23 protein-coding genes and 3 tRNA genes are annotated in these 25,382 nt (G+C 39.5%); 13 read left to right on the forward strand and 13 right to left on the reverse strand.

The annotated features are described in order from the left end of the window. Positions 1-57: 57 nt before the first annotated feature. Positions 58-2,091, reverse strand: coding sequence for a UvrD-helicase domain-containing protein (locus AC2SLN_RS02030; protein ID WP_486549531.1), 2,034 nt, complete (start codon positions 2,089-2,091; stop codon positions 58-60). Positions 2,092-2,692: 601 nt separating this feature from the next. On the opposite strand from AC2SLN_RS02030, the gene AC2SLN_RS02035 reads away from it, so the two are divergent. After that, positions 2,693-3,325 (forward strand): OmpW/AlkL family protein, encoded by a 633-nt coding sequence (locus AC2SLN_RS02035; RefSeq protein ID WP_486549532.1) that lies wholly within the window; start codon positions 2,693-2,695, stop codon positions 3,323-3,325. Between the two features lie 290 nt (positions 3,326-3,615). On the opposite strand, the gene hemB is transcribed toward AC2SLN_RS02035, so the two are convergent. Then, on the reverse strand, positions 3,616-4,623 hold the full coding sequence (gene hemB / locus AC2SLN_RS02040; RefSeq protein WP_486549533.1) for a porphobilinogen synthase: 1,008 nt from the start codon (positions 4,621-4,623) through the stop codon (positions 3,616-3,618). A gap of 296 nt (positions 4,624-4,919) precedes the next feature. Between hemB and AC2SLN_RS02045 the strand changes: the two genes are divergently transcribed. Further along, positions 4,920-6,149, forward strand: a complete 1,230-nt coding sequence (locus AC2SLN_RS02045) for an LD-carboxypeptidase (RefSeq protein WP_486549534.1) — start codon at positions 4,920-4,922, stop codon at positions 6,147-6,149. A 321-nt stretch (positions 6,150-6,470) separates the two neighbouring features. Beyond that, positions 6,471-7,187: a hypothetical protein gene (locus AC2SLN_RS02050; RefSeq protein WP_486549535.1), complete on the forward strand. Its 717-nt coding sequence runs from the start codon at positions 6,471-6,473 to the stop codon at positions 7,185-7,187. 220 nt (positions 7,188-7,407) lie between these two features. On the opposite strand, the gene AC2SLN_RS02055 is transcribed toward AC2SLN_RS02050, so the two are convergent. Both AC2SLN_RS02055 and AC2SLN_RS02060 read right to left on the reverse strand, forming a co-directional pair. Beyond that, positions 7,408-7,494: transfer RNA gene (locus AC2SLN_RS02055), tRNA-Leu, on the reverse strand. 90 nt (positions 7,495-7,584) lie between these two features. Next, positions 7,585-7,658, reverse strand: a tRNA-Cys gene (locus tag AC2SLN_RS02060). 274 nt (positions 7,659-7,932) lie between these two features. Here AC2SLN_RS02060 and folD point away from each other — a divergent pair. Together folD and AC2SLN_RS02070 are read left to right on the forward strand one after the other, a co-directional pair. Continuing rightward, entirely contained in the window at positions 7,933-8,799 is an 867-nt protein-coding gene (folD, locus tag AC2SLN_RS02065) for a bifunctional methylenetetrahydrofolate dehydrogenase/methenyltetrahydrofolate cyclohydrolase FolD (RefSeq protein WP_486549536.1), read from the forward strand. A gap of 247 nt (positions 8,800-9,046) precedes the next feature. Beyond that, positions 9,047-9,505 (forward strand): phosphate-starvation-inducible protein PsiE, encoded by a 459-nt coding sequence (locus tag AC2SLN_RS02070; RefSeq protein WP_486549537.1) that lies wholly within the window; start codon positions 9,047-9,049, stop codon positions 9,503-9,505. 69 nt (positions 9,506-9,574) lie between these two features. Here AC2SLN_RS02070 and corA read toward each other — a convergent pair whose 3' ends face one another. After that, a complete protein-coding gene (gene corA / locus AC2SLN_RS02075) occupies positions 9,575-10,669 on the reverse strand; it encodes a magnesium/cobalt transporter CorA (RefSeq protein WP_486549677.1) in 1,095 nt (364 codons plus the stop codon). Between the two features lie 233 nt (positions 10,670-10,902). Further along, on the reverse strand, positions 10,903-11,289 hold the full coding sequence (locus tag AC2SLN_RS02080) for a DUF2237 family protein (protein ID WP_486530128.1): 387 nt from the start codon (positions 11,287-11,289) through the stop codon (positions 10,903-10,905). Between the two features lie 852 nt (positions 11,290-12,141). Between AC2SLN_RS02080 and AC2SLN_RS02085 the strand changes: the two genes are divergently transcribed. The 3 genes from AC2SLN_RS02085 (at position 12,142) to AC2SLN_RS02095 (ending at position 15,575) form a co-directional block, all read left to right on the forward strand. After that, entirely contained in the window at positions 12,142-13,422 is a 1,281-nt protein-coding gene (locus tag AC2SLN_RS02085) for an ATP phosphoribosyltransferase regulatory subunit (RefSeq protein ID WP_486549679.1), read from the forward strand. 106 nt (positions 13,423-13,528) lie between these two features. Then, positions 13,529-14,818 (forward strand): adenylosuccinate synthase, encoded by a 1,290-nt coding sequence (locus tag AC2SLN_RS02090; RefSeq protein WP_486549538.1) that lies wholly within the window; start codon positions 13,529-13,531, stop codon positions 14,816-14,818. 343 nt (positions 14,819-15,161) lie between these two features. Beyond that, positions 15,162-15,575, forward strand: a complete 414-nt coding sequence (locus tag AC2SLN_RS02095; protein WP_486549539.1) for a lysozyme inhibitor LprI family protein — start codon at positions 15,162-15,164, stop codon at positions 15,573-15,575. A 421-nt stretch (positions 15,576-15,996) separates the two neighbouring features. On the opposite strand, the gene AC2SLN_RS02100 is transcribed toward AC2SLN_RS02095, so the two are convergent. After that, positions 15,997-16,203 carry a hypothetical protein gene (locus AC2SLN_RS02100; RefSeq protein WP_486549540.1) on the reverse strand — a complete coding sequence of 69 codons (207 nt, stop codon included), beginning with the start codon at positions 16,201-16,203 and terminating at the stop codon, positions 15,997-15,999. Positions 16,204-16,296: 93 nt separating this feature from the next. On the opposite strand from AC2SLN_RS02100, the gene AC2SLN_RS02105 reads away from it, so the two are divergent. Together AC2SLN_RS02105 and AC2SLN_RS02110 are read left to right on the forward strand one after the other, a co-directional pair. Then, a complete protein-coding gene (locus tag AC2SLN_RS02105; protein WP_486549541.1) occupies positions 16,297-17,367 on the forward strand; it encodes a ribonuclease Z in 1,071 nt (356 codons plus the stop codon). Positions 17,368-17,416: 49 nt separating this feature from the next. Further along, the gene (locus AC2SLN_RS02110) at positions 17,417-17,932 is read left to right on the forward strand and encodes a GNAT family N-acetyltransferase (protein ID WP_486549542.1); all 516 of its coding nucleotides are present in this window, start codon (positions 17,417-17,419) and stop codon (positions 17,930-17,932) included. A gap of 23 nt (positions 17,933-17,955) precedes the next feature. Here AC2SLN_RS02110 and AC2SLN_RS02115 read toward each other — a convergent pair whose 3' ends face one another. Further along, a complete protein-coding gene (locus AC2SLN_RS02115; protein WP_486549543.1) occupies positions 17,956-18,852 on the reverse strand; it encodes an ATP-binding protein in 897 nt (298 codons plus the stop codon). A gap of 306 nt (positions 18,853-19,158) precedes the next feature. Here AC2SLN_RS02115 and AC2SLN_RS02120 point away from each other — a divergent pair, with 306 nt between their 5' ends. From AC2SLN_RS02120 to AC2SLN_RS02130, 3 genes are all read left to right on the forward strand, one after another. Further along, entirely contained in the window at positions 19,159-20,199 is a 1,041-nt protein-coding gene (locus AC2SLN_RS02120) for a protein kinase domain-containing protein (RefSeq protein ID WP_486549681.1), read from the forward strand. 47 nt (positions 20,200-20,246) lie between these two features. Next, on the forward strand, positions 20,247-20,441 hold the full coding sequence (locus AC2SLN_RS02125; protein WP_486530121.1) for a hypothetical protein: 195 nt from the start codon (positions 20,247-20,249) through the stop codon (positions 20,439-20,441). Between the two features lie 414 nt (positions 20,442-20,855). Beyond that, positions 20,856-21,929 (forward strand): Cj0069 family protein, encoded by a 1,074-nt coding sequence (locus tag AC2SLN_RS02130; protein ID WP_486549544.1) that lies wholly within the window; start codon positions 20,856-20,858, stop codon positions 21,927-21,929. Positions 21,930-22,045: 116 nt separating this feature from the next. On the opposite strand, the gene AC2SLN_RS02135 is transcribed toward AC2SLN_RS02130, so the two are convergent. The 5 genes from AC2SLN_RS02135 to AC2SLN_RS02155 form a co-directional block, all read right to left on the reverse strand. Beyond that, positions 22,046-22,336: a polyhydroxyalkanoic acid system family protein gene (locus AC2SLN_RS02135; protein WP_486549545.1), complete on the reverse strand. Its 291-nt coding sequence runs from the start codon at positions 22,334-22,336 to the stop codon at positions 22,046-22,048. 47 nt (positions 22,337-22,383) lie between these two features. Then, a complete protein-coding gene (locus AC2SLN_RS02140) occupies positions 22,384-22,629 on the reverse strand; it encodes a hypothetical protein (RefSeq protein ID WP_486549546.1) in 246 nt (81 codons plus the stop codon). A 187-nt stretch (positions 22,630-22,816) separates the two neighbouring features. After that, positions 22,817-22,901: transfer RNA gene (locus AC2SLN_RS02145), tRNA-Leu, on the reverse strand. A 130-nt stretch (positions 22,902-23,031) separates the two neighbouring features. Continuing rightward, complete coding sequence (locus AC2SLN_RS02150) at positions 23,032-23,226, reverse strand: hypothetical protein (RefSeq protein WP_486549547.1); 195 nt, start codon at positions 23,224-23,226, stop codon at positions 23,032-23,034. Between the two features lie 266 nt (positions 23,227-23,492). Continuing rightward, positions 23,493-25,274, reverse strand: a complete 1,782-nt coding sequence (locus AC2SLN_RS02155) for a sigma 54-interacting transcriptional regulator (RefSeq protein WP_486549548.1) — start codon at positions 25,272-25,274, stop codon at positions 23,493-23,495. Positions 25,275-25,382: the final 108 nt, after the last annotated feature.

Genomic DNA, 25,382 nt, shown 5'->3' on the forward strand with positions numbered 1-25,382 from the left:
TATTTTTATAGACTTGCATGATTAATCTTTGGTTAAGTTTTAGCCTTTACCAAGCCTTTATTTCTTTTTTAAAAGCGCTTTAATATTTGCCATGTATTCAGCAGCAACAACTTGGGGGTCGCGTTCGGCTTTTTTCTTTTTGGCATTGGCTGGCCAATCTAAGTGCTCTTCAGGCATCTCTTCTAAAAAACGGCTTTGTGTTGTTGTACGCATTTGGCCACCACCGCGGCGCTGGGCTGCCAAAGTTAGGGTTAACTCACGGCGAGCACGGGTAATCCCTACGTACATCAAACGGCGTTCTTCTTCAATAGTCTCTCCGATAATAGAGTTTCGATGGGGAAGTAGCTCCTCCTCTAAGCCCATTATGTAGACAAAATCGAACTCTAGACCCTTGGCGGCATGCAATGTCATCAAGTTTACCTTGTTGGTATTTTCTTCCTCTTGCTGTTGTTCAAGCATATCAAGCAATACCAGTTTGCGAATAACCGCATCAATAGTTTTGTCATCATCGTCTTCTGCACGGTTAATAAGCGCTTGGATGCTGGTGTACAACACCTCAATATTGTCAATCCGGTTTTTTTCTTGCTGCGGGGTTTTGGAATCCGAACGTACAAAATCGATATAGCCCGTTTCATCGATCAACTGGCGCACTAATGGCACAGGATCGGGGTGTTGGTCAAGCTCGCGCGTATAGTGCTCAATAAATTCGCCAAATTCTTTAAGAGTGCTATACGCCTTTATTGGTAATACATGACCAAGCCCGCCATGAGTACAGGAGGCCAGTAGTGAGATGCTATGCTCTTGGGCGAATAAGCCTAACTTTTCTAAAGTGGCCGGTCCTAGCCCCCGCTTTGGAGTGTTCACAATACGTAAAAATGCGCTGTCATCCTCAGGGTTTAGTATCAAGCGTAAGTAGCCCATCACATCTTTAATCTCACTGCGTGCAAAGAAAGATTGACCCCCTGAGAGTTTGTAAGGCACTTGTAGTTGTCGCAGCTGTGCCTCTAACATACGCGCTTGGAAGTTACTGCGGTATAAAACAGCATATTGCTCCCATTCGTTACCAAAGCGCAGTTTATGAGTCACAATCTCTTTAGCGACTCGCTCAGATTCATCATCATCATTACGACAATTAATGATACGAATCTTCTCGCCTTGCCCTTTTTCTGACCACAGCGCTTTATCAAATAAATGCTCATTATTCATGATGACTTGGTTAGCGGCACTTAAAATACGATTGGTAGAACGGTAGTTTTGCTCAAGTTTAATCACTTTTAGCTTGGGGAAGTCCTCTTTGAGCAGCGCCATATTTTCTGGACGTGCACCACGCCATGCGTAGATAGATTGGTCATCGTCGCCGACCACCGTAAACTTACCCAAAGGGCCTACAATAAGCTTAATCAGCTCGTACTGGGCAGTGTTGGTATCTTGATACTCATCGACTAGTAGATAGCGAATACGGTTTTGCCATTTATCGCGTAGCTGTGTATTCTCACGCAATATTTTGGCAGGTAAAACAATTAAATCATCGAAATCAACAGCATTATAAGCCCGCAAGTTGCGCTCATATAACGCATAAAGCGTAGCAAATATCATGTCTTCAGGGTCATCAAGCGTCTCCATCGCTTTTTCAGGTTCGATCAAGTCATTTTTCCAATCGGAGATAAACTTGATGGCTTTACCAACAAGCTCTCGACTCTCAGCGCCTGATAAATTATCACGCATCATAAGTTCCATCAGTAGCCGCTTACTGTCGTCGGCATCCATAATAGAAAAATTACCTTTTAAAGGCGTGTGCAGCAGCTCATAACGTAAAAACTGTAATCCGAATTGATGGAAGGTTGAGACAGTTAGTCCGCGTATTTTTTCTTTGGGCATCAAAGAGGAAACACGCGCCTTCATTTCACGTGCGGCCTTATTGGTAAAGGTTACCGCCGTAATACGATCCGCAGGAATATTACATTGTTCGATAAGGTACGCTATTTTTCGCGTGATAACTGACGTTTTACCTGAGCCTGCACCCGCTAGAACGAGGAGGGGACCGGACACATAGGTCATGGCCTCTTGTTGTTTGGGATTGAGCTTGCTCATGGTGCACCTTTAATTTGATTTTTGACTAGATGAAATATGGTTTGTTGATTATTTATACTATTCATATTGTAGCGAGTGGTAAAACTATGCTCTTTGCAGTAAGTCGTAAAACTTTGCCTATTAAATAAAGGTCATAAGTCACAGAGTGGTTATTATAGGTGGTAAAGATGAAATCACAACTGCTTTATATAAGACTATCTATGAGTGATCACCATTACCAATGCTAATGAACAGGAAAGTAAAAGCTAGGAGACTTGTTACCTAGAATGCATTAATTGAAAAGTACTAATTTTGAAATCATAGTGACGGGTGGTTATACAGATAAATACATAATCCTTAAAGTCTCTCATCTCATAAAAATTTTGAGGCATTAGAAAGTAAAAACAGGATTTGAAAAATTAAAAAAGCCAACCACAATAATCGACTAGCAAGTCGTATCTTTTTGGTTAAAACACCTTACAAAGGTTAAGGATATTTAATATAATCAAACTAGACAGTTAGAAAGTAGAAATAAACTAACTGTTGGTTATTAACTTTTAAGCCTAATCTTATTTCAGTTATTTTAGCGCTTTATCTATCATTTAAATAAGTTGAGGATACTATGATTAAACGTCAAGCATTGATATTAGCTGCACTGGCTGCTGGTTTAAGCATAACCCCTGCAATGGCAGAAACAGCAGGCACTTGGACGGTGGGCGTGGGTGCTGGATATGTCGACCCAGAAAGTGGTAACGGCTCATTGGCTAATGGGACATTGGCTGTGGACGTTGATTCTGATGTGCGTCCTACAATCACTGGCGAATACTTTGTTGCAGATAATATTGGTGTTGAGCTATTAGCAGCTCTGCCATTTCATCACGATATCGATTTGAAAGATGGAGATGGTAATATCATTAAAGCTGAGACACAACATCTGCCACCAACGTTATCGTTACAGTATCATTTTGATGGTCTAAACTCTTCAGTTAAGCCCTTTGTTGGGGTAGGTGCAAACTATACAACGTTTTTTAAAGAACGTATCTATTTAGGTAATGGTAATGACTTAGAGATTGATGATAGCTGGGGCGTGGCAGGTCATGTGGGTGTTGACTTCAAAATCAATCCAACAGACGCCGTTCGTTTAGATGCTCGCTATATTGACCTTGAGCCAGATGTAGAGTTGAATGGTGCTGATATTGGTACAGTAGAGATTAATCCTTGGGTATATGGCATCTCTTACGTCAAACGTTTCTAATTCAACAACGTTTGGGAAAGTAATGGATATTGACGATTAATTTCATTAAAAGCTCAGTCTGTTCAGAACTGGTCGCGTTAAAAATCCCCGTACAATTACGGGGATTTTTTTATGTCTAAAACTAGTAGCTGAAACCCTTTCATTCAAGTAAAGGGCAACCGCAACCAAGTGTACGTGCCATACGAGTATGCTAAACAAGGTCAACACTGTCACTGATTTGAAAGTATTCGGCTATTAAAGCAGCGATTGCGCAAAGCCGCTCGTTGAAGAGTATAATGTTACAGGTTAGGTTATAGCTTATTTAACTGCTTAGCGGCCTCTAAAGCAAAATAAGTAAGAATACCATCAGCACCAGCACGGCGGAACCCGATGAGCGATTCCAGTATAACTGCATCAGATAACCAGCCATTTTGTATGGCGGCTATATGCATAGCGTACTCGCCAGATACTTGGTAGGCGAAGGTAGGTACCCCAAAGGTATTTTTGACTTCACGAATTAAGTCTAGGTAAGGTTGGCCGGGTTTAATCATGACCATATCAGCCCCTTCATTAATATCCATAGCCACCTCATGCAAGGCTTCGGCACGGTTACCAAAATCCATTTGATATTGTTTTTTATGACCGCCTTTTAAATTGCCGGCACTGCCTACCGCATCACGGAAAGGGCCATAATAAGCAGACGCATATTTGGCGGAGTAAGCCATAATACTGGTATTCACAAATCCCTCTTCTTCAAAGGCTTCACGTATCGCTAGTATTCGCCCATCCATCATATCACTTGGCGATATAATGTCAGCGCCTGCACGGGCATGAGCTAAAGCTTGTTTAACTAAGACCTCGACAGTAGCATCATTAACCACATAACCACTTTCATCTATCAATCCATCCTGACCATGAGTCGTGTAGGGATCTAACGCCACATCTGTCATGACCACCATATCGGGTACTTCTTTTTTTAGAGCACGTACCGCACGGCACGCTAAGCCATCTGGATCATAGGCAGCTCTACCGTCTTCTGTTTTTAAACTCGCATCAATAACTGGAAAGATGTCTACGGTAGTTACGCCCTCATTAAGTAGTGCTTTGGCATGCTCAATCAACAAATCGATGGACAGACGTTCAACACCCGGCATACTGGCCACAGCTTCACGCTGATTCTCACCGTCTAATACAAAAACAGGCGCAATAAAATGCTTGGGGTGTAACTCAACTTCACGAATCATAGCTCGAACGTTGTCATTAACCCGTAGGCGGCGTAAGCGAGTGTGAGGGAAGGTACGATTAAAGGTATAACTCATGATTAGTCCTAATTAATAAAAAACATATAAAAATATGATAAGGATTATGGTAGCCGTATTACTTATTTTATCTATTGGGTGGCAAGGACTACCTACCCACATAGCTATTATAGTATAGCGCAGCAGTGGGTGTGTTTTGGATGCGAGAAATGATACAAGTTTATAACTTATTTTTAACTAAGGCGATATAATGATAGCTATCTAAAATTAACCAGTTTTATGCTGTAAAAAAAGAATAGATGCCTCGTATATTATCGACGTCTAGGTTATTTATTAAAGGTTTAAGGCACTCAGATATGTATAAAAAAAATAATGGGCTGTTTCCACATTCTTCAATAATGACATCGTTTAACGATAGCTTAGATGATGAACAGAAACAAATAGATGTTAACGAAAAACCCCAAATAGCTATTGCCAATGAAAAAAATCAAGCAAAGACCCTTAACCGTAGGTATTTTTTAGGTCTAACCTCTATAGGCATTGCTAGTATGGGCGTATTGGGAACAGGAACGCATAGAGCTTTTGCCTCAACCTTAATGCCAGAAACTTTAGACTGCCTATCACCAACCATAACCACACGGTTGTTTGCAAGCTCAAATACTGGTGCTGATGCGTTACGCAATAAGCGTAGTTTGCAGCGGCTGGCGTGTGCAGGGTTTAAAGTACAAAATCCTGAGATTACCGGCCGTCAATATTTACGTTTTGCAGGTACTGATAGCCAACGCATGAGTGATCTTCAGAATATTGCGACTGGTGCCATCGAGGCCCCGAAGCTTCTCTTGGGAGTACGCGGCGGCTACGGTGCAATACGATTGCTCGAGCATATCGACTGGCAGACCTTAGGCAGAATAATGCAGGATCGGGGCAGTATACTAGCAGGATTTAGCGATGTCTCTGCCATACAATGTGCTTTGTTAGCTCAAGGTGGGATGAGTAGCTTATCAGCGCCGATGTTATATAGCGAGTTTGGCAAAACTGAGCCTGATAAAATCAGTTGTCAAGGCTTTGTCGATGCTCTTACTGCGCCTAATCTTACTCTTGAGTTACCGCTGCAAAAAAATATTGAATTCAGCTCGAAACCTATCTCAGGAATGCTATGGGGGGGTAACTTAAGTGTGGTTTCTGCACTGGCAGGCAGTAAATATTTACCTCAACCTGAGGGCGGCATTGTATTTTTAGAGGATGTGGGAGAGCAGACATACCATATTGAGCGCATGCTTTATGGTTTATTCTTGGCAGGTACTTTTAAAAATCAGCAGGCTATTGTGTTAGGCGCTTTTAGTAATATAGGTGAGGATAGCTACGATGCACGGTATGACATGAGTATAGTGATAGAACAGTTACGCCGTATGACAGGTTTACCTGTTTATACTGGATTGCCGTTTGGGCATGTGGCTCGTAAGCAGAGTTTTCCAATAGGGGCTGTGTGTACTTTAAACCATGATGATAAAGGGCTGGCCCTTGAATTTAGCGGCTATCCTGTTATTGAAAAAAGTCTGATTCATACAGAAGGATTGTGGCGCTGATTTATCATTGAAATGTTAGAGCGTTGTATGTTTGAAATCCTGATGTTTAAAATGCTTTTGCTTGAAAGTCGGTCAATTGTTCTGCTCCTGTTTAAAGCAATTTATCTAGAGCGGCTTTAGCGTTTATTTTTCATATTACTTATTTGTCTATTGCTGATTTTGCCTATCCTATAGTGCTCTTATCCATATTGCTGTTAGCTATATCCAAGGTACCTAAAGCTAGAACCATATTAATGATATAACCGATTATTAGTTACAATATTTAATTTATATTAAACTGACCTATTTATACTACTTACATCTTATATAAAAGGAACTTTTATGAAAAATCTTAGTCTCTGTCTTATTGCTGCTCTGACTTTAAGTGCCTGTGCAAGCACAACGCCTGATACGTCCAGCACTCATCAATACCCAGAACGTATGCTCGGGGCAGAAACCTATCCGGTTGAAGCAGTATTGCAGAAAGTTGCGACGGAACTTGATATAGCATTCAAGGCTGAGACAGATGGGACAACTCTACAGATTTCAATGATTGGCGATGAAATAGGACAAACAACTTTTAATAATGAATCTGTACGTTATAAAGATTATAAAATGGTGTTTTTGTTAGATAATGAGCCTTTATTCGTGATGCCTGCAACGATTTATTATGATACTGCGCCATATCGTTATAAGGGGGCTAAAACTGCTGATAGTGCTATATCTGAAGTGGTCAAAAATACTGATTTACCTAAATACGCTATTTTAGATAGTCAAGGTATTTATGCCGATGAGATTGTCTATAAAGATGAGACAAAAGCTGAACGTGTGAGTCGCAATGTGTTTCATTGGTCATTGACTAAAGCCAGTGATACGACGGCTTGGTTGTGTGAGTCAATTGAGTCAGACGCTATATCATTGGACTATGATGAATCCGGCAAAGCTTGCTATGAGATTGATAAAAAAGGTAACATACTTGGCGGCACTGCAGAAATGGCTGATCCTTTTGGGGATGAAGAGGATATTTTAACCTATGATATTATGTTCAACAGATCCTAGATAACATTATACAATGCTGACTTGATCATAGAGGGTAAACTGTGCGGCTGTTAACTGGCTGTTAATGGTTGCCAATGAGTTAGCATATCAAGTTTAGCATGGACTTATTAAACACTCTATTCTGGCCTAAAAATCAATCTTTTAGGCTTTTTGTGAATATCGTAAACCCTCAAACAGAAAAAAGGCTTCCAATTGCTTGGAAGCCTTTTGTTCTTGAATATGGTACCCGGAGCCGGACTTGAACCGGCACGCTCGTTAGAGCGAGGGATTTTAAATCCCTTGTGTCTACCAATTTCACCACCCGGGCAAAACTTTTATCACAAGCTGTTTAATGTTTCTAACAACTCATCAAGTGCGCGTATATTATCATAAATCGAATATTCGTCAACACATAATTTGGAGGCTGGGGTCGGAATCGAACCGGCGTCCACGGATTTGCAATCCGCTGCATAACCACTCTGCCACCCAGCCATTTGAGGTGAACTATAATATCAAATAAAAACTAAAATACAAGTTATATTTAAAAAATAAAAAAAGAAGTCATAGTTTGTGATTAAAAAATTAAATGACAATTTAATTATACAGATAATTTACTATCAAAACGTATCACATTCTGATTATTTGCTTGTCATCAGTTACAATATACTTAGTTGATTCAAACTTAAAGACTTAATTAGAATCCAGCTAAATGAACACGCTTATTGAAATATTTTCCATTAATAATATTTAAAATCTGGAGCTCTACATGACCGATGTAAATACGGCCACAGTGTTAAATGGCAAAGCCTTAGCGCAACAAATTGAACAAGACTTAAGTGTGCGCGTGGCAGCTTTAAAGCAAAAAACAAACCGCACACCTATTTTAGCAACTATTTTAGTGGGTGATGATCCAGCGTCTGCCACTTATGTGCGTATGAAAGGTAATGCGTGTAAGCGAGTCGGTATGGAGTCAATGCGAGTTGAAATGCCAGAGAGTACTTCAACTGAAGCGTTATTGGCTAAAATTGAGGCGCTTAATAATAACCCTGATGTGCATGGTATTTTACTGCAACATCCCGTTCCAGAACAAATTGATGAACGTGCTTGCTTTGATGCTATCGATTTAGCTAAAGATGTAGATGGGGTAACGTCATTGGGCTTTGGGCGTATGAGCATGGGCGAGCCCGCTTATGGTTCTTGTACACCTCAGGGGATTATGTATCTACTTAAGCACTATGGTGTTGATTTTTCAGGTAAAAATGCGGTCGTGGTGGGGCGCAGTGCTATTTTAGGTAAACCAATGGCGCAAATGCTATTAAACGCTAACTGCACCGTAACCATCTGTCATTCAAAGACTCAGAATTTAGCAGAGAATGTCGGCCGTGCTGATATTATTGTTGGGGCTGTAGGCGTACCAGAGCTTATTAAAAAAGAATGGATCAAACCGGGTGCTATTGTGGTAGATGCAGGTTTCCACCCTACTGACAACGGTGGTGTTGGCGATATTGAGCTAACCGGTATTGAGTCAATCGCTTCAGCTTATACCCCAGTACCAGGCGGTGTTGGTCCAATGACAATTAATACTTTAATACGTCAAACCTTAGAAGCGGCTGAGAAAGCGACCAATCAGTAATTAAAAAGTTAATTACGACAGGTAGGATAAGCAGGTAAGATGTTTTACTCGCTAAGCTAAATGAAGAGATAAGCGATGGCGCAATTAATAATGATACAAGTTAATTATATTAGCAAAGCTACTATCGCTTATCTGTCTTGCTTATAGGTTATGCTTATCTATTTTTCTCATCTAAGAGGACGAAGAAAGCTAAGCAAGTTTTCATAGCATGGCTTCATTCAATACAGATCTGAAGGAGATGATGTGCGTGGATAATAACAGTGCGTGGCATAACCGAATACAAGCGTTAGGCGTAACATTGGTAGATATCGGTCATTATCTAGCCCTGTTGTTGATTGGTGTGGTGGTAATATGGGCGGCAGGCGCTGAGTTTATTGGTATTCTACATAACGGTAAAGCAGAGCTTAAAGACATTTTAATGCTGTTTATTTATTTAGAACTGCTTGCTATGATAGGTATCTATTTCAAAACTCACCGTCTGCCAGTGCAGTTTTTGATATATATTGCCATTACCGCCTTATCGCGACATTTAGTTGTAGATGTGCAGGCTGTGTCAGATACTTTCCATTTATGGTTGCTAATGACCATTACCGTTGCAATTTTTGTATTGAGTTTGGCCGTTGTTCTTCTGAGCTGGACAGCGTATCAGTTTGGTCGTCCAGAGGATAATGTTCATAAAGGTGCCCCAAGTAAACGCAACGAATAGGCCGTTACGAGAGCAAGAGTCAGGGTGTGTCGGCATAATCTAAATAAGGGTAAATGCTAAGATAAGGTTTTATAACCAACCAGATTTTCGGAACTGACGATACAATATCAAACAGGTCGAAATAATAATGGTAATGACGATAAAATATGAGTACTCATAATGTAGCTCAGGCATAAAATCAAAGTTCATACCATATATTCCTGCTACCGCAGTGGGTACTGCTAAAATACCTGCCCAAGCAGCTAACTTACGTACTACCTCGTTTTGTCCCATGTTTACCATGGCCATATAGGTATCCATAGCCACACTTAACATCTCATTTAGCCCATTTACCGCATCAATTGCGCGTAACAGGTGGTCATTAACATCGCGAAAATAAGGCTTTGCCGTACTAGGAAAAGTGGAAACAAGTTCATTTTTTTTATGATTGATAAAAAAGTTGCAAATCTCTTGTACTGGCATCATTACCGCGCGCATATGTACCAGTTGCGACTTTAACATATATAAGCTTTTAAGCGTCTCTTTACTAAATTCATAAGAGAAAATATTACGTTCTTGCTCAAGCAGATATTCGCCTAAACTATCAGTAATAGGGAGGTAGCTGTCCACCACATAATCTAGGACTGCGTGCATGACAAACACTGGGCCCATCTGCATTTTCTCTGGTCGTTTGTGGCAGTAAGCTCTAACGGGTGCAAAAGATTGTGAAGCTCCAGTACGAATAGTGATGATGTAGTTAGTACCCATGAGCATTGAGGTTGTACCATAATGGATATGGTTGTCAGCTAAAAGTGCTGTACGCACCACCACGAATACCGTATCATTTCCATAGTTCTCAATTTTTGCGCGTTGGCTTTCATTAAAGGCATCTTCCAGCGCCAATTCGTGAATATCAAATGCCTGCTGAACTGTTTTAATGGTCGCGATATTGGGGTCATAAAGTCCAAGCCATACAAAATTACTGTCGTCCGCTAAATTTTTACTAACATCCTCTAACTCGATTTTCTCAATAAACTCACCTGTTTTACGTGAATAGACACAACAGTTTACTATCTCGTTAATACCTGAGCGTTCAAAATCTTCCACCCGTTCGGCATCGGGGTCATATACGCGCATCGTAGATGACATGAACTTGCGCACCCCTTGTTCATTACCTAAGAACATTTTTTGGTCATTAACTGAACCCTTAGGTTTTTTTATGCTGGTGGGGCTGAGTATGGAGGATTTTTGCTCTGGCATAATTGACTCTCAATTAACTCTCAAATGAACAAGGCAAAACTAGATTATGAGACCTTTTAACACTAAAAAGCGTGACACTAAAATATATACCCACGGTTGATGACACGTAACCTTATATTTTAATAATACGATTTTCATAATACGATGTGGCGTTATTTTTATAGGGCATACTGTTTTAAAGTCTCTATATCTACCAATTCTAGTAGGCTTTCATGACAAGCCTCTAATTTAATTTGTGGTGCCATATTATGGTCTAGTGCATCCAGCCAGCGCAATGCGCAAATGCACCAGTAATCACCCGGTTGCAATCCATTGAAGCCAAATTCGGGGATGGGGGTAATGAGGTCATTGCCAGTTTTGGCTGAAAAATTCAAAAACTCACTAGTCATTTTTGCACATACCGTATGTTGACCAATATCTTGCGGTCCTGTATGACAAAACCCGTTACGATAATAACCAGTAACTGGGCTAAAACAACAGCTGGCTAGGGCAGTGCCTAAAACATTTCTTTGATTTGACTCGAGGTCAAGATGATTTAATGACATAAGCTATTCTCTCAATTCTAGTGTAAGGGTTGTTAAACTTTTGGCAGCATTTAAAGTCAAAATATTAACACATGCGTTGATATTAAGACGATATTGCCCATAATTATTAAAAACTACCATTTACTGTTAAAGTAATTGTAAACGGTTACCATAGTAACCTTGCTGGCTGTATAAAGGTACTATCTGCACTTGGTTGTGTTATAACTATTTTAGATTATCTTAGCTATATCATTAAATTATAGGAAAGCTGTATGTATAGTCAGCGAACTACTAAACGGTTACGGCGTTAACCTCGTTAAGCCTACTCCAGTAGTACTTGCACTCGGTTGCCCTGTAACCATTTTAGACTTCTTTGACTATAAGTTTACGTTTTACAACTTATGCTTTTAAAGCCTGGTTATGGTTATCAAATTTCAGATTAGTTGTGGGTTTCTCTAGTCGAAAGCTATGGGCTATGCTAGACTTAATTACAATAGACCACTGGCTTGTTTAGGGACTGTATATAATTCAGCAGTACCTATATGATGCATGATGTGAATGCTATAAAGCTCTTGAAATTTAACTCTATCTAATAGTGTTGTAGTCAAGTTAGCTGGGTTACCGTACAGCCGCCGCAAAAAAAAGCATTTTTTACACTGTTGAAATTTAGCTATAAGAGTTAAACTGGCAAAGGGTAAACTTAAACTGGCTAACTATTGTGATAGTAAACGCAATATTTTTCATTTTAACGAGTACAAATACACTTTAACTAAATTTAACTAAAGATTTGGTCATGGCGTGTCCGCTTGTACAGGTTCTATTGGTACAGTGACTGTCGCCCCCAAACAAGGATTACTTGTGTCTGATAGTTCTATTTCTTCTAGTAAAGCTCAAATTCAGTCTTCCGATAAACTATCCCATGTAGCAGATATTGATAATATTTGGTTATTGCCTGATGGTGTTAGCGATCTATTATCTGAGGAAGCACAAAAGCAAGAGTGGCTGCGTTATAATCTTACCCGATTATTAGTTAGCCGAGGCTATGAGCTTATTTGCCCGCCAATGATTGAGTTTACCGAATCTTTATTAGGAAATGCATCTGAAGATTTAAAACGTCAAACATTTAAAATTATTGACCAGCTGTCTGGCCGGCTCATGGGTGTACGTGCTGATATAACCCCGCAAATTCTACGTATTGACGCTCATTTAAACAAACTTAATAAAGCCGATGAGATCGCACGTTATTGTTATGCAGGTCATGTTATTAGAACCTTACCCAATGGGCTTTTTGGTTCACGCACGCCATTGCAATTGGGTGCAGAGATATTTGGTAGTGACAGTTTAGATGCAGATATAGAGCTAATTGATGTGCTGTACTGTTTAATCGACAGCTTAAATCTAAAGCAGCATTTGCATATTGATATTGGTCATGTGGCTATTTTTGCACGTTTAAAAGAGTTGGCGGGTTTATCTGATCAAGATGCCTCGGTCATAATAGATTTGTATGCCAACAAAGCATTACCAGAGCTAAAGCAAGTGTGTGCAGGCTTGACTATGGGCAATGATTTTTATCAATTGGCTGTCTATGGTCATGATATGTCCGCATTAAAAACAGCGCTCTCAGATACCGCTGTTAACGACGCGATGATCAAAAGTGCTGTCAAAGATGTACAGGTTATGGTTGCCCATATACAGAAAACCTATCAGGTTAACGTCAGTGTTGATATCACTGGCCTTGGCTATCATTATCATACTGGCATCGTATTTAATGCTTATTTTGAAAATGAATCACAAGCAGTGGCAAGAGGTGGTCGTTTTAATGGTGAGCATGTTAATTCTGCTGGTTATACACCAACCACTATTGCAGAAGCTCTACCATCGCGTAGTGCAACTGGCTTTAGTTTAGAAGTCACTCGCTTACAACGTTATATCAGTATTAATAAAACCAAGTTGGTGTTGGTAAGCTTTAAAGATATGCAACAAGTATTTGCTGAAAATAATACCAAACTAAGCACAGAATTAGACACTAAAATTAGTGAATTACGTGATTTGGGTCACAGAGTGGTGCGTCCATTAAGTGAAAAAGATGTCCCACATAATGTAACAGACCAGTTGATTTTAGATGCAGGCGAGTGGGTTTTAAAAGCAGTTTAGTGATGAACGCCATTTTAAGTCATACGGCTGAGCAGTATGTCTTAATGACAATGATTAGATATACTGATTATTTTTATAGTTCAATATGAGTGGGTAAGGATTTGTTATGGGAAAGAATGTTGTAGTACTTGGTAGCCAATGGGGCGATGAAGGTAAAGGCAAGATTGTGGATTTGCTTACCGAAAAAGCGTCTGCTGTAGCGCGTTTCCAAGGTGGTCACAACGCTGGTCATACTTTAGTAGTAGACGGTAAGAAAACAGTTCTGCATCTTATTCCATCAGGTGTTTTGCGTGAAGGCGTGACCTGCTTTATCGGTAATGGGGTGGTATTGTCGCCAGAGGCACTGCTCATTGAGATGAAAGAGCTAGAAGCCAATAATGTGCCAGTACGTGAACGTCTCAGAATCTCGCCAAATTGTCCTCTAATTCTACCTTACCACATTGCGCTCGACCAAGCCCGTGAAGCTAAGCGTGGTACTGGTAAAATTGGTACGACAGGCCGCGGTATCGGTCCAGCCTATGAGGACAAAGTAGCTCGCCGTGCCATTAAGCTTGCTGATCTGTTTCGTAATGATTTAGATGAAAAATTACGTAACTTAATTGACTATCATAACTTCCAGTTAACCCAGTACTACAAAGTGGATGCCATTGATTTTGATGAGACTTTGGCGCTATGTCTAGAGTGGAAAGATGAGTTAAAAGATCTAATCTGTGATGTGACCGAGGAGCTAAATCAGCTACGTCTAGCAGGTAAAAACCTAATGTTTGAAGGGGCTCAAGGTACGCTACTTGACATTGACCACGGTACTTATCCCTTTGTAACTAGCTCCAGTGTGACAGCTGGTGGTGTCTCGACAGGTACTGGTATCGGCCCATTATACTTAGACTATGTGCTTGGCATTACTAAAGCTTATACCACGCGTGTGGGTAGTGGTCCATTTCCAACTGAGCTATTCGATGATGTTGGTGCGCACTTGGCTAAAGTAGGTCATGAATTTGGCGCAACGACCGGCCGCGCTCGTCGTTGTGGTTGGTTTGATGCTGAAGCCCTTCGCCGTGCTGTGGTATTAAATTCACTATCTGGAATCTGCTTAACGAAGCTTGATGTTCTTGATGGATTAGATGAAATCCGTATCGGCGTAGGCTATGACTTACCAGAAACTGAATGTGCTGGGGCGCATGATGGTGAGTTCTATGAGTCGGTAACACCGAGATATGAAACGCTTCCAGGCTGGAAAGGGTCAACAGTAGGTGTTACTAAATATGATGATCTACCAGAAGAAGCTAAAGCGTATATTAAACGTATTGAGCAATTAATTGATTGCCCTGTAGATATTATTTCAACGGGTCCAGATCGTGATGAAACTATCGTATTACGTGATCCTTACGATGCTTAATATAAAATATTTACGTTTTTTGTTTAAAACCTAATTATGCTAAGCCCTATATTATGAACAATGATATAGGGCTTTTTGTTGTCTGTTAATTTCATTATCCTTAAATTTGGGGGATTATTAGCTTTAAAGCCTCTTAGCTTTAGTGGTTATAAACTCAATTACCTTTAATTTGCCTGCGATTATGATATTCTATAGCCAGATAATCAAACTATAACTGTTAAGTTAATATTAATAATTCATATGATAAAATCTACCATATCTCTATACTTCTCAATATCTGAGTAGAATTAGAACCTGTTTACTCAACTAATAACTGTCTTCACTAAAAAATATAGGCCAAACAATGTTATTAATTACCCTTAAAAAAGTATTATTAAGCGCCTCTTTTGTTCTATTATCATCCGCTATTTTATTACCCACATCTGCATTCGCAGACCAAAACTGTGATAACCCAAATAACGATTTTGATGGTCTATATTGCTTATCAAAAGTATACCAAGAAGCGGATAAGGAGCTTAATATCAGTTATAGAGCATTAATAAAGCAGTTGAATAGCAGTCAGAGAGCAATATTAAAGCGAGGGCAGCTTAGCTGGATGCGCGATCGTAACGATAGCTGTAGCCGATATTTAGATGACAGCTTTTTAGTAAATATGGACTGTGCAACCAGTATGACCACAAGCCGAGTAAACTTTTTAAACGATCGTTTACGTGAGTGTAATGCGGGAAGCTGCCGCACTAGCCGACTTGACGATTAAACGATTAGACTAAGTCGAAAATAGTCCTACTAAACTGATTCGATTTTTAATACTTTATTTGTTTTCAAAGCCTTATGCGATTTAAAAACTGCATAAGGTTTTTTGCTATATGATGGTCTATCGTAAACATCAAAGTGATAAGAGCGAAGGATCAAGTATGCAAGAATTGTATTTGGAAGATATAAACGTAGGTGCTAAATAGCCCATTAAAAAATATACTGTGACTTGCGTAGGTATGAAAGCATATGCCATTCAGTATGATATGACCCGCAGCCTTTTCATTTAGATGACGAAGCAGCGAAAGATACTTTTTTAAGGGTCTTGCAGCCAGTGGCTGGCATACCGCAAGTATTACCATGTGTCTTATGATAGAAAGCATTCCCATTGCGACTGGATTAATTAGTGCAGGTGGAGAGATTAGCTAGCCGATACCCACACATACAAATGACACGCTATAGTCAAAGAAGTCTAAAATGGTTACAAGGCAACCGAGTGCAAGTACTACTGGAGTAGGCTTAACGAGGTTAACGCCGTAACCGTTTAGTAGTTCGCTGACTATACAGGTTAAAGCAGAAGTAATTAGTATTAAGTCGTCGCGCTCTAAACCTAATCGCGGGGTAGTGGTCATAAAAGTAGATACAATCAATCAAGATAACGAGTATGCACAACGCTTAACTTGTACAATGGTGGCTTTTAGCCGTCATAAAGACGAGTCATAACCATGTTACATTTAACTTTTTTAGGTACTTCAGCAGGCGTCCCTACCAAGCAGCGCAATGTCACGGCATTGGCGGTTGAATGTATAAACCCCTTTACCTCAAGGAGCGGGCAATCAAATAACTCAAATAAGCCTTGGGTATTGGTTGATTGCGGGGAAGCCACCCAACATCAGTTGCTTAAAACCAATATTAGTAGTCATCAGCTAGCAGTCATTTGTATTACCCACGTGCATGGAGATCACTGTTACGGTCTACCAGGATTACTGGCGAGCATGGCAATGTCAGGACGAACAAAGCCTTTGACTCTCATTGCGCCTAAAGCGATTGAAGATTTTCTTGACGCCGTTAAGCATGCTACAGACTTGCATCTGCCTTTTGCTATTGAATTTATAAGTACAGAAAGTCTATGTGAACTCAAAAGATTAAGCGCTCCTTCACTAGTAACCATACAATTATCAGCGACTCATCGGATTGATATCGACGTAACTCAACTTTCGCATCGAGTACCCTCCTATGCCTACAACATTATTCAAACGGTGCAAACTATTAAACTAGATACTGACAAGCTTAAAAATGAGGGTATCGAACCTAGTGCTACATGGGGTAGGTTACAGGCAGGACAGGACGTTATTTTAGACAATGGGAAGCAGTTAAAATCAGCTGATTACACCAATCGCATGACTCAGCGAATAAAAATAGTTGTAGCAGGCGATAATGACAACCCAGAACTACTTTTAGATACAGTTCAAGATGCCAGTCTTTTAGTGCACGAAGCCACTTATACCCAGCAAGTTGCTGATAAGATCATGTCACGAACGGATGCTTTTGACCCTATGCATACAACGGCCAAACGTATTGCAAGCTTTGCAGAGTCTGCGAACTTACCAAATTTAATTTTGACGCATTTTAGCGCCCGTTATCAACCTTTTGATAATCCAGATTCCAAAACGGCTAATATGGCGGACATTCGTTTGGAAGTAGAGCAATTTTATAATGGAAGTCTATGGCTGGCTCAAGACTTTGCTCAGTATGAAGTTAGTGTAGATGGTGTTGAGCTATTGCCGAGTTATTAAATCTATAATAAATACTGTCAAAATATGACTGGCGGAGGCTGAGCAACCTATGACAATGACGATTCGATATAGAAAACAGACGGATTTACCTAAATTAGTCGAAATATTTGAGCAGTCGATTTTAGCGATTGATGAGTCGGTTTATTCTAAGGCTCAAAAAAAAGCGTGGGCAACCGTTGAGACAGGCTTAGCTCTACCCGAAACGTTTTGGTGTGAGCGTTTTACCCGCACCCAACCCTTGGTTGCGGTGAACGAGTCAGGCGATGTTGTTGGTTTCATTGAATATCTGACTTATGAAAATCAGCTAGGAGAGTATGACCCATTGAGTGGTTATATCGAGGGGCTGTTTGTACATCCAGATTATCAAAGAAGGGGTGTTGCTCAAGCATTGTATGATGAGGGGGTGGACAATAGACTGGGTATCGGCGTGAAAAATATTTGGGTTCATGCCTCTAAGCTTGCCTATGCTTTTTTCTTAAAACAAGGGTTCAACGTGGTTGAAGAGCAAGCTATCAAGCGGGACAACGTTATATTAGAGCGTTATTTAATGTCTAAACGTGCTTAGAGTTCTTATCGTACTTAGAGGTCTTATAAGGCTGCATCGTTTTTAGCTAATAAATATTGACCCACCCAATATCTGGAAAATTGATAGGCGACTCGGCCCGAGCGGCCACTACGGCTTGATGACCACTTCAGTGCCTCAGCACGTATGTCATCCGTCCATTTAATGCCTTCCGCTTGTAGATAATGAGCGGTAATCTTCAAGTAAGTCTCTTGGTTCATAGGATAGAACGATAGCCACAACCCAAAACGATCAGACAGTGATACGGTCTCATCAATCGTTTCGTACGGGTTGACCTCATCGGTTTGACCGTCATAGATGTTGACGTTGTCTTTCATTAACTGAGGCATTAAATGGCGACGGTTACTGGTAGCATAAACCAAGAGTTTATCCTGTTCAGAATCAAGGGCGCCATCGAGTACACTTTTTAGGGTGCGATAGTTCTCATCTTGCCCATTAAATGCCAAATCATCGCAGTACACAATATAGCGGCAAGTAGAGTTTTCTGGTAACTCGCTAATCGCTCGACGGATTTTATCTAGCATTTGTAGGTCATCTCGTGCGACCTCAATCATGCGCAGCCCTTGGTCTTTAAACTCATTTAATAACGCACGAATAAGTGAGGATTTACCAGCACCGCGAGTACCTGTCATTAATACATGATTAGCAGGATAGCCTGCCAAAAACTGCTTGGTATTTTGAGTGATTTTAGCTTTTTGAGTGTCAATACCAAGTAAGTCATTCAAGCTTAGTGATGAATTGACATTAATTGGCTCAAGAGAGCCTTGTGTTCCGCCCACCCAGCGGTAAGCCAATTGATTCGGGTCAATATGTGCTTCAGGAGTTATATTCTGCTGAAGGTATTGCACTAATAGCGAAACGAGTTGGTCGTTAACAGGAATAGTATTTTCTGTGTTTTGCATAGTTGTTCAATCTAGTAAATAATGAAAGTTTGTCGTTTTGTTTTTATGATAGATATTGTTTTAATTATAAAATACTTTTATATAAAAAAGCTTTTAAAAAATAGTGCCAGTAATAAGTTATCAATGCAAGATGATTTAAAGTTGGTATCAAAAAGGGTCCATAACGATCAATTATTAATACGCAATAAAATTGTAATTTTTAAGTAAATACTTATAGTGGAACATGTCTATATAACTCATCTGATAAGTAAAAATCATAGGATAGGAACACTGTGCAAAACACCAATAATGAGCGAATAATTGCCGATGACAATCAGTCAAATAATTACTAAGCAGTCAGCGTACGCGACACACAACAAATTGATTCAGCAGGTATTAGAGGCGGTAACTGCTGAGCTTACTAACGATGGTTTTTTGGATATAGTGCATGGTCGTTTAAGCATTGAGAGCGCAAATTTTGATCTGAATGAGCTGATTTCAAGTGGCTATGAGGGGCTGAGCAGTGCCCGTATTGAGCATCAGTATGTTATGATTAAGTGGTCACTAGTACATAAATCCAGTATGGCAGATTGCCGATTGTTCAATGCGCTTAAAAATCTAGAGCAGTTGGCAAAAGTTAATAAGCAAACGGATACTGACCTTGCCATCATACCAATCCTATCCCGCTCACAAAAAAAGATCCTCTTTAGTCAGCAACAGTGGCAGCTGACAATCTGTGTCATGCCGTATTATAAATTAGGTAGCTTGAAAGACTATCTAAACAATAACACTTTAACTCATACTCAAAAGTTATCACTTATTATGGCTTTAGCAAAAGTGCTATCAAAATTACATGAGGCTGGTTGGGTGCATGGAGATATTAAGCCTAGCAACTTTTTGATTCAAGATTTAAGCCATGAATCTGGGTCTGGCGCTGGGTTTACTTTTTCTGTTTGCTTAAATGATTTTGGCTGTGCACTACCAATCAATAGTATTGGTATGGTCAAACATGAGGGTTTACGTGGTACACCAGCTTACCTAGCACCAGAGTGTTGGCGAGATAATAAAATCAGCATCCAAAGTGATATATATGCGTTTGGTGTCACGGTATTTGAGATATTTATGGGAAAAAGACCTTTCTCGATTGGTTCTAAAAGTAGGGACAGAATAGAAGATAGATCTAGAGCGTGGGCAATGGCGCATTGCCAAGAAGCAATCCCTTTATTGATAGATGAATGGCAAATATTTCAACCTATTATAGATAAAGTTTTAGCAAAGAATACAGCATATAGATTTCAACAAATGTCTCAATTTTTAATGGCATTTGACTCACTTGTTAGTCAATTGAGTTATAATAAAAAGGTATAGAAAAAATTAAATAATTAATAAAAAGTATATTCATCAAAAGGCTTACTATGTTTCTAGTAATTAAAAATGATACGATTAACTTGCAAGATATCAGCAGAATATCAAGGCAGAACGCAACAATTTTTGTTTATTTCATTAGTAAAGAACAGCCTGCCACCTATCATTTTGATAATGAGGGCGATGCAACAGAAGTAGAATACAAGGTATTTAAAAATCTAGAAGAAAATGGACTGGTTGTTTAAATGCGGATTGTTTAGCGGTTTGCAGCTTTGACTATTCTAGTGTAACAATATGGTTTTAATATATTTTAATAGAATAGGGAGGTGCAACTTAAAGTCAGTTACACTCCTTTTCTTTTTGTGAATGATACCTTACTCTTATTACATTTTTTTCTCATATCGCCTAGCTTATATCCCATAGCTTATATCCCATAGCTTATATCACATAACCTATATCACATAACAGTGTCATAAATCTGTGCTAATTTTATAGTATCTGCCAAATCTCTGTTTAGAGGGTTGCGTTAAATATTATTTATATGAGTACGAAACATCAGTGCTGATTAGAGTAAGAGTGGATTTGTATTATAAAACGCTAGATTAAGCATTAGAAAAACGAATAATTATAAGCAGTTAAACTATATAAGGAGTTTAAGCATGAAAAAACATGTGGTTATCTTTGAAGCACGTGGTGGCTCTGATAAAAGTAAGTACGGTTATCGCCGTGATACATATCCAATTATTCAATCCCTACAGTCACGTGGCTGGACTGCAGAGGTCATATTTTACACTGATGAAAATCGTGGGGAGATATATCGATATACGATAGATAAAGCAGATGCCTATGTTAGCCGCATTAATCCAGGTAACCTTAAAGATGAAACAGGCTACTTCCAAATGTTACGAGAATTAGTACACCAAGGGGTTAAAGGCCTGCCACATCCCGATGCCATGCTTAATTATGGTGCAAAAGATTCGGTTGAACGCTTAAAAGGTACGGCATTAGTGCCAGAGGATGTGTTTTGTTATTACGACTATGATGAATTGAAATCCAGTTTTCCTAAATCTTTGGCAAAAGGTGAGCGTGTTTTAAAGCAAAACCGTGGTTCAACGGGTGAAGGTATTTGGCGTGTCCAACTCGTCGAGCCTAATGAGTATGAAGGGGTAGACGAGATACCAATAGATGCTGAGGTAAAGTTAACTGAGGCACGTGACAACCATGTTGAATATAAAAGCTTAGGCGAATTCATTGAGTTCTGTTATCAGTACCTTGAAGGTGATAATGGCTTAGTATTAGATATGCCTTTCTTACCCCGCATTAAAGAAGGCGAGATTCGCGTGTTAATGCTGCGCGACAAAGCAGTGTCAGTTGTGCACAAAAAACCCGATGAATCTGCCGATGCATTCTCGGCTACTTTGTTTTCAGGTGCAACCTACCGTTATGATAAACCGGAACAGTGGCAGGAGCTGGTGGATGATGTGGAAAGTAATCTTCCAATGTTGCAAGCTCGCTTAGGCGGTTATGCATTGCCCTTGATTTGGACCGCTGATTTTATTCTAGATACTGATAAAATGAATGGTAAAGATAAATATGTACTCGGTGAGATCAATGCGTCATGTGTCGGTTTTACAACCCATTTAGAGCTCTCTGAAAATATTGCTGATGAAATTATGAATTTGATTGAAGCAGAAAGAGTGATTAACGATAGATTTCCAGCCTTTAGAATCTAAAATAGCTTCTATTTAATGGTTTATGAGTTGTTTTTATACCGTGATTGAGCTGAGATTTATCACGGTATTTTTTCATACTTTATGATTAAATTAAGCTATTAAGAATAGGTTGAGTACTAAGCTTCAATCAGCTCATCTAAGTTTGTTTCGATGGTGCTTTTAATTTTAGGGAGTAAGGCACTGAGCAAAAAACCAACCTTACCATTGAGTTCAATATGATTAGCAGTGGCAACCAAGGTGCCATCAAAACCAGAGCGTTTAATACTCACTATGTCTCTGTCATTTTGTCTGTTTAAATGACAGGTCATTCCATAGTCTTTTTCAACAATTGGCATTAATTTATCGACCAAACTTCTGGTTTTTTCAATGCCTAGATTATGTTTACGCTCTATATTTAACTTGCCCATTTTTAAACCTTATCAATTAAAACCTATCTATTTTATCACAGCCTATATTAGTGAAAGCTTAACATCATTTCCACGTCTTCAATCGTTAGGTTTTTAAACAACCTTTGCTCTTCAACAGGCATACGATTCATGTGCTCTTTAATGGTCATGTGTAAGTTTCGGGCAATTTCTGAGGTTGACGCATAATACAAAGTCGGCTCTGTTTTAAGCAGTTTTTGCAAATGAGTTTGTATGATGCGCCGTTTTATATCCGTATCAGTTTGCTCTGTTTTAATTTGTTTATTATTGGTCATAGCCACTCACTCGATTTTTTTAAAATGCTAACTTAGAACTTATAAACTCTTATTATAATGTAATAACAGTCGTCTATTTTGAATGATATAGAAAATTTAACAAAAACGAAAAAGCAATAAAAAACCCGCTACAGAGAGCGGGTTTCAAATTAGGTTTGAGAAATACTAACAAAATCAATGTTATAAATGGTGGGGCTGGAGAGACTCGAACTCTCACACCTTTCGGCGCCAGAACCTAAATCTGGTGCGTCTACCAATTCCGCCACAGCCCCATTTTATACATTCTGCATCTTGAAGATGCTTAATGGGTTAGTGCTTCTCAGTGGTTGGGTATTATATAGATTTTATTGAGCTTGGCAAGCTATTTTTGTGAATTTTTAGCATTTTTTTGTTTTTAGCGACTTATTTATCTTCTAGCTGGTTGAGCCAATCAAATAATTTCTCCTCTAAGCTGTCAAGTTGATTTATTCTTTCATTGCGTTTAATAATGTCAGCCTCTGGGTATTCATAGTCCTTAAGTTTGCTTTCTTGAATATTTCTATAGCGCTGGATAGCCATCAGCAATAAAGAGATATCTTGGGCATCAAAATTAAGCATTTTAGGTCAGTCCTTAACTTAAATGATAAAAAGAGAGGGGTAAAAACAGACAAGCAATACACTTTCAGATCTTCAATGTGCCTTAAGGTTATTTTTGTTAGACGGTCTTTCAACACTTAGAAAACATATATAGATATTAAAATGCTGATATGTCTTATAGAATAATAAACAAACCGCCAAGCTATTAGAAAATAAAATGTGCATTCCTGCATGGGAAGACGAGCTTTACTACTTAATCAGACCACTAAATTGGACAACCTAATTAGTTATAAATCATCTAATCCCAGCAGTTTTATTTTACGGGTTAAGGTATTGCGGCCCCATCCTAATAATTCAGCAGCTTCGCCTCTACGGCCCTTCGTATATTTTAAAGCAGCCTGTAATAGGACACGCTCAAATTCAGGGGCAGCTGTCTGTAAGATATCAGTTTTACCGGAATCTAATGCTTGTTCAGCCCATGCGGTTAGTAACTGTTGCCAACTTGGCGCAGCTAATTGCGTAGCAGGCAGCTGTGTAGTAGGTAAATGTGCATTGGATAAGAAACGACTGTTTGAGCTGCTATTTATAATGTCTTTCTGAGTTTGAGTGTGTGTACCGGTTGCATCGGAGGCTAACTGACGATATATGCTTTCTTGGTCAAATTGAGTGGCAACAAGGTCAGTCATGGACTGTTGTGCAAATTCGGTCAGCTCGGGCGGTAAATCTTCAGTTTTGACCACATTACCGATGGCCATCACTGTGATCCAGCGGCAAGCATTTTCAAGTTGTCGTACGTTACCGGGCCAATCAAAAGCTTGCATAAGATACATAGCCTGTTCGGATAATTGCTTTTGTTCGGTATCCATTTCAATTGCGGCACGATGCATAAAGAAATCTACCAGCTCTGGTACATCATCGCGGCGGGCTCGAAGCGGTGGCAAAGGTAGGCGTATGACATTTAGCCGATAAAATAAGTCTTCACGGAACTTCCCTTCTTTGACTAATTGCTCGAGATTTTGATGAGTAGCGGCGATTATGCGTACATCTACTTTAATAGGTTGTTGCCCCCCTACACGAAAAAACTCGCCATTTGCCAACACCCGCAAAAGACGGGTTTGAGTGCTAAAAGGCATGTCGCCAATCTCATCTAAAAATAAGGTACCACCATCTGCTTGTTCAAACCGACCTTGACGTAGTGTGGTAGCACCAGTAAACGCGCCTTTTTCGTGACCAAAAAGCTCTGATTCAATTAAGTCATGTGGTATGGCTGCCATATTAAGGGCAATAAACGGTCGTTTAGATCTTGGAGAGTGTTGATGCAAGGCACTGGCAACCAACTCTTTACCGGTCCCAGACTCACCAGTAATGAGCACCGAAATTGGTGATTTAGATAACCTGCCTATTGCTCTAAATACGGCCTGCATTGGTAAAGATTGTCCGATGATACGGATGTTGTTTGTGGTAACTTTATTTTTTTGAGGCTTGTTAGGCGCTCGTTTTAACTTAGATGAGTTTGGAGTACTTTGACTTGTATTTTTAGGAATAGGTACTGTTTGTTCAATAGCTGCTCCTGCATTCTTGTTTATAATAGGGGTTGTGTCACTGCGTTTATCTTCAGTTAGGTAAGTGCTTGGATCAAGGTTTATATCTGAATTTGAATCAATATCAGCACTCACTGTGTTGATGGCTTTTTTTATAACCGTGACTGCCTCATCTAAGTCAAAAGGCTTGGGTAAATACTCAAATGCACCGGTTTGGTAACTATCAACAGCAGAGGTCAAATCAGAGTGTGCTGTCATTATCACAATTGGGACATTAGGAAAATGAGTATTTACCCATTCGCTAAATGATAAGCCATCCATCATTGGCATACGAATATCGGTTAAGATAACGTCAGGTAATGCAGCGCTATCATTTGGTTTTTGCAGGGCATCATTGAGTTTAGCCCACGCCCCTTTAGCGTTTGCAAATACGATAACGTTTAAGCCAGCATCGTTAAATGTGTCTTCTAGAATCAATCTAAGTGCGGGGTCATCGTCTATCAACCATAGCGTATTTTTTTCTGTCATTTTTTGTCCATATATAGCTTTCTTAGTATCCACTTTCATTTAATACGGTTTAATTAAACCCGTTATTTAACTTATTAAACATCAAAATTTAAACATCAAAAATTTCAT

It is taken from the genome of Psychrobacter sp. CX90 (genome assembly GCF_057396305.2).

Excerpts from the sequence above, each read along its gene's own strand:
- AC2SLN_RS02125 (WP_486530121.1), top strand. The coding sequence starts at position 20,247 with ATGTTTCTAGTAATTAAAAATGATACGATTAACTTGCAAGATATCAGC.
- AC2SLN_RS02080 (WP_486530128.1), bottom strand. The coding sequence starts at position 11,289 with ATGTCATTAAATCATCTTGACCTCGAGTCAAATCAAAGAAATGTTTTA.
- folD (WP_486549536.1), top strand. The coding sequence starts at position 7,933 with ATGACCGATGTAAATACGGCCACAGTGTTAAATGGCAAAGCCTTAGCG.
- AC2SLN_RS02120 (WP_486549681.1), top strand. The coding sequence starts at position 19,159 with ATGACAATCAGTCAAATAATTACTAAGCAGTCAGCGTACGCGACACAC.
- corA (WP_486549677.1), bottom strand. The coding sequence starts at position 10,669 with ATGTTCTTAGGTAATGAACAAGGGGTGCGCAAGTTCATGTCATCTACG.
- AC2SLN_RS02095 (WP_486549539.1), top strand. The coding sequence starts at position 15,162 with ATGTTATTAATTACCCTTAAAAAAGTATTATTAAGCGCCTCTTTTGTT.
- hemB (WP_486549533.1), bottom strand. The coding sequence starts at position 4,623 with ATGAGTTATACCTTTAATCGTACCTTCCCTCACACTCGCTTACGCCGC.
- AC2SLN_RS02130 (WP_486549544.1), top strand. The coding sequence starts at position 20,856 with ATGAAAAAACATGTGGTTATCTTTGAAGCACGTGGTGGCTCTGATAAA.
- AC2SLN_RS02115 (WP_486549543.1), bottom strand. The coding sequence starts at position 18,852 with ATGCAAAACACAGAAAATACTATTCCTGTTAACGACCAACTCGTTTCG.
- AC2SLN_RS02035 (WP_486549532.1), top strand. The coding sequence starts at position 2,693 with ATGATTAAACGTCAAGCATTGATATTAGCTGCACTGGCTGCTGGTTTA.
- AC2SLN_RS02030 (WP_486549531.1), bottom strand. The coding sequence starts at position 2,091 with ATGAGCAAGCTCAATCCCAAACAACAAGAGGCCATGACCTATGTGTCC.
- AC2SLN_RS02090 (WP_486549538.1), top strand. The coding sequence starts at position 13,529 with ATGGGAAAGAATGTTGTAGTACTTGGTAGCCAATGGGGCGATGAAGGT.
- AC2SLN_RS02135 (WP_486549545.1), bottom strand. The coding sequence starts at position 22,336 with ATGGGCAAGTTAAATATAGAGCGTAAACATAATCTAGGCATTGAAAAA.
- AC2SLN_RS02140 (WP_486549546.1), bottom strand. The coding sequence starts at position 22,629 with ATGACCAATAATAAACAAATTAAAACAGAGCAAACTGATACGGATATA.
- AC2SLN_RS02045 (WP_486549534.1), top strand. The coding sequence starts at position 4,920 with ATGTATAAAAAAAATAATGGGCTGTTTCCACATTCTTCAATAATGACA.
- AC2SLN_RS02110 (WP_486549542.1), top strand. The coding sequence starts at position 17,417 with ATGACAATGACGATTCGATATAGAAAACAGACGGATTTACCTAAATTA.
- AC2SLN_RS02050 (WP_486549535.1), top strand. The coding sequence starts at position 6,471 with ATGAAAAATCTTAGTCTCTGTCTTATTGCTGCTCTGACTTTAAGTGCC.
- AC2SLN_RS02105 (WP_486549541.1), top strand. The coding sequence starts at position 16,297 with ATGTTACATTTAACTTTTTTAGGTACTTCAGCAGGCGTCCCTACCAAG.
- AC2SLN_RS02155 (WP_486549548.1), bottom strand. The coding sequence starts at position 25,274 with ATGACAGAAAAAAATACGCTATGGTTGATAGACGATGACCCCGCACTT.
- AC2SLN_RS02100 (WP_486549540.1), bottom strand. The coding sequence starts at position 16,203 with ATGACCACTACCCCGCGATTAGGTTTAGAGCGCGACGACTTAATACTA.
- AC2SLN_RS02150 (WP_486549547.1), bottom strand. The coding sequence starts at position 23,226 with ATGCTTAATTTTGATGCCCAAGATATCTCTTTATTGCTGATGGCTATC.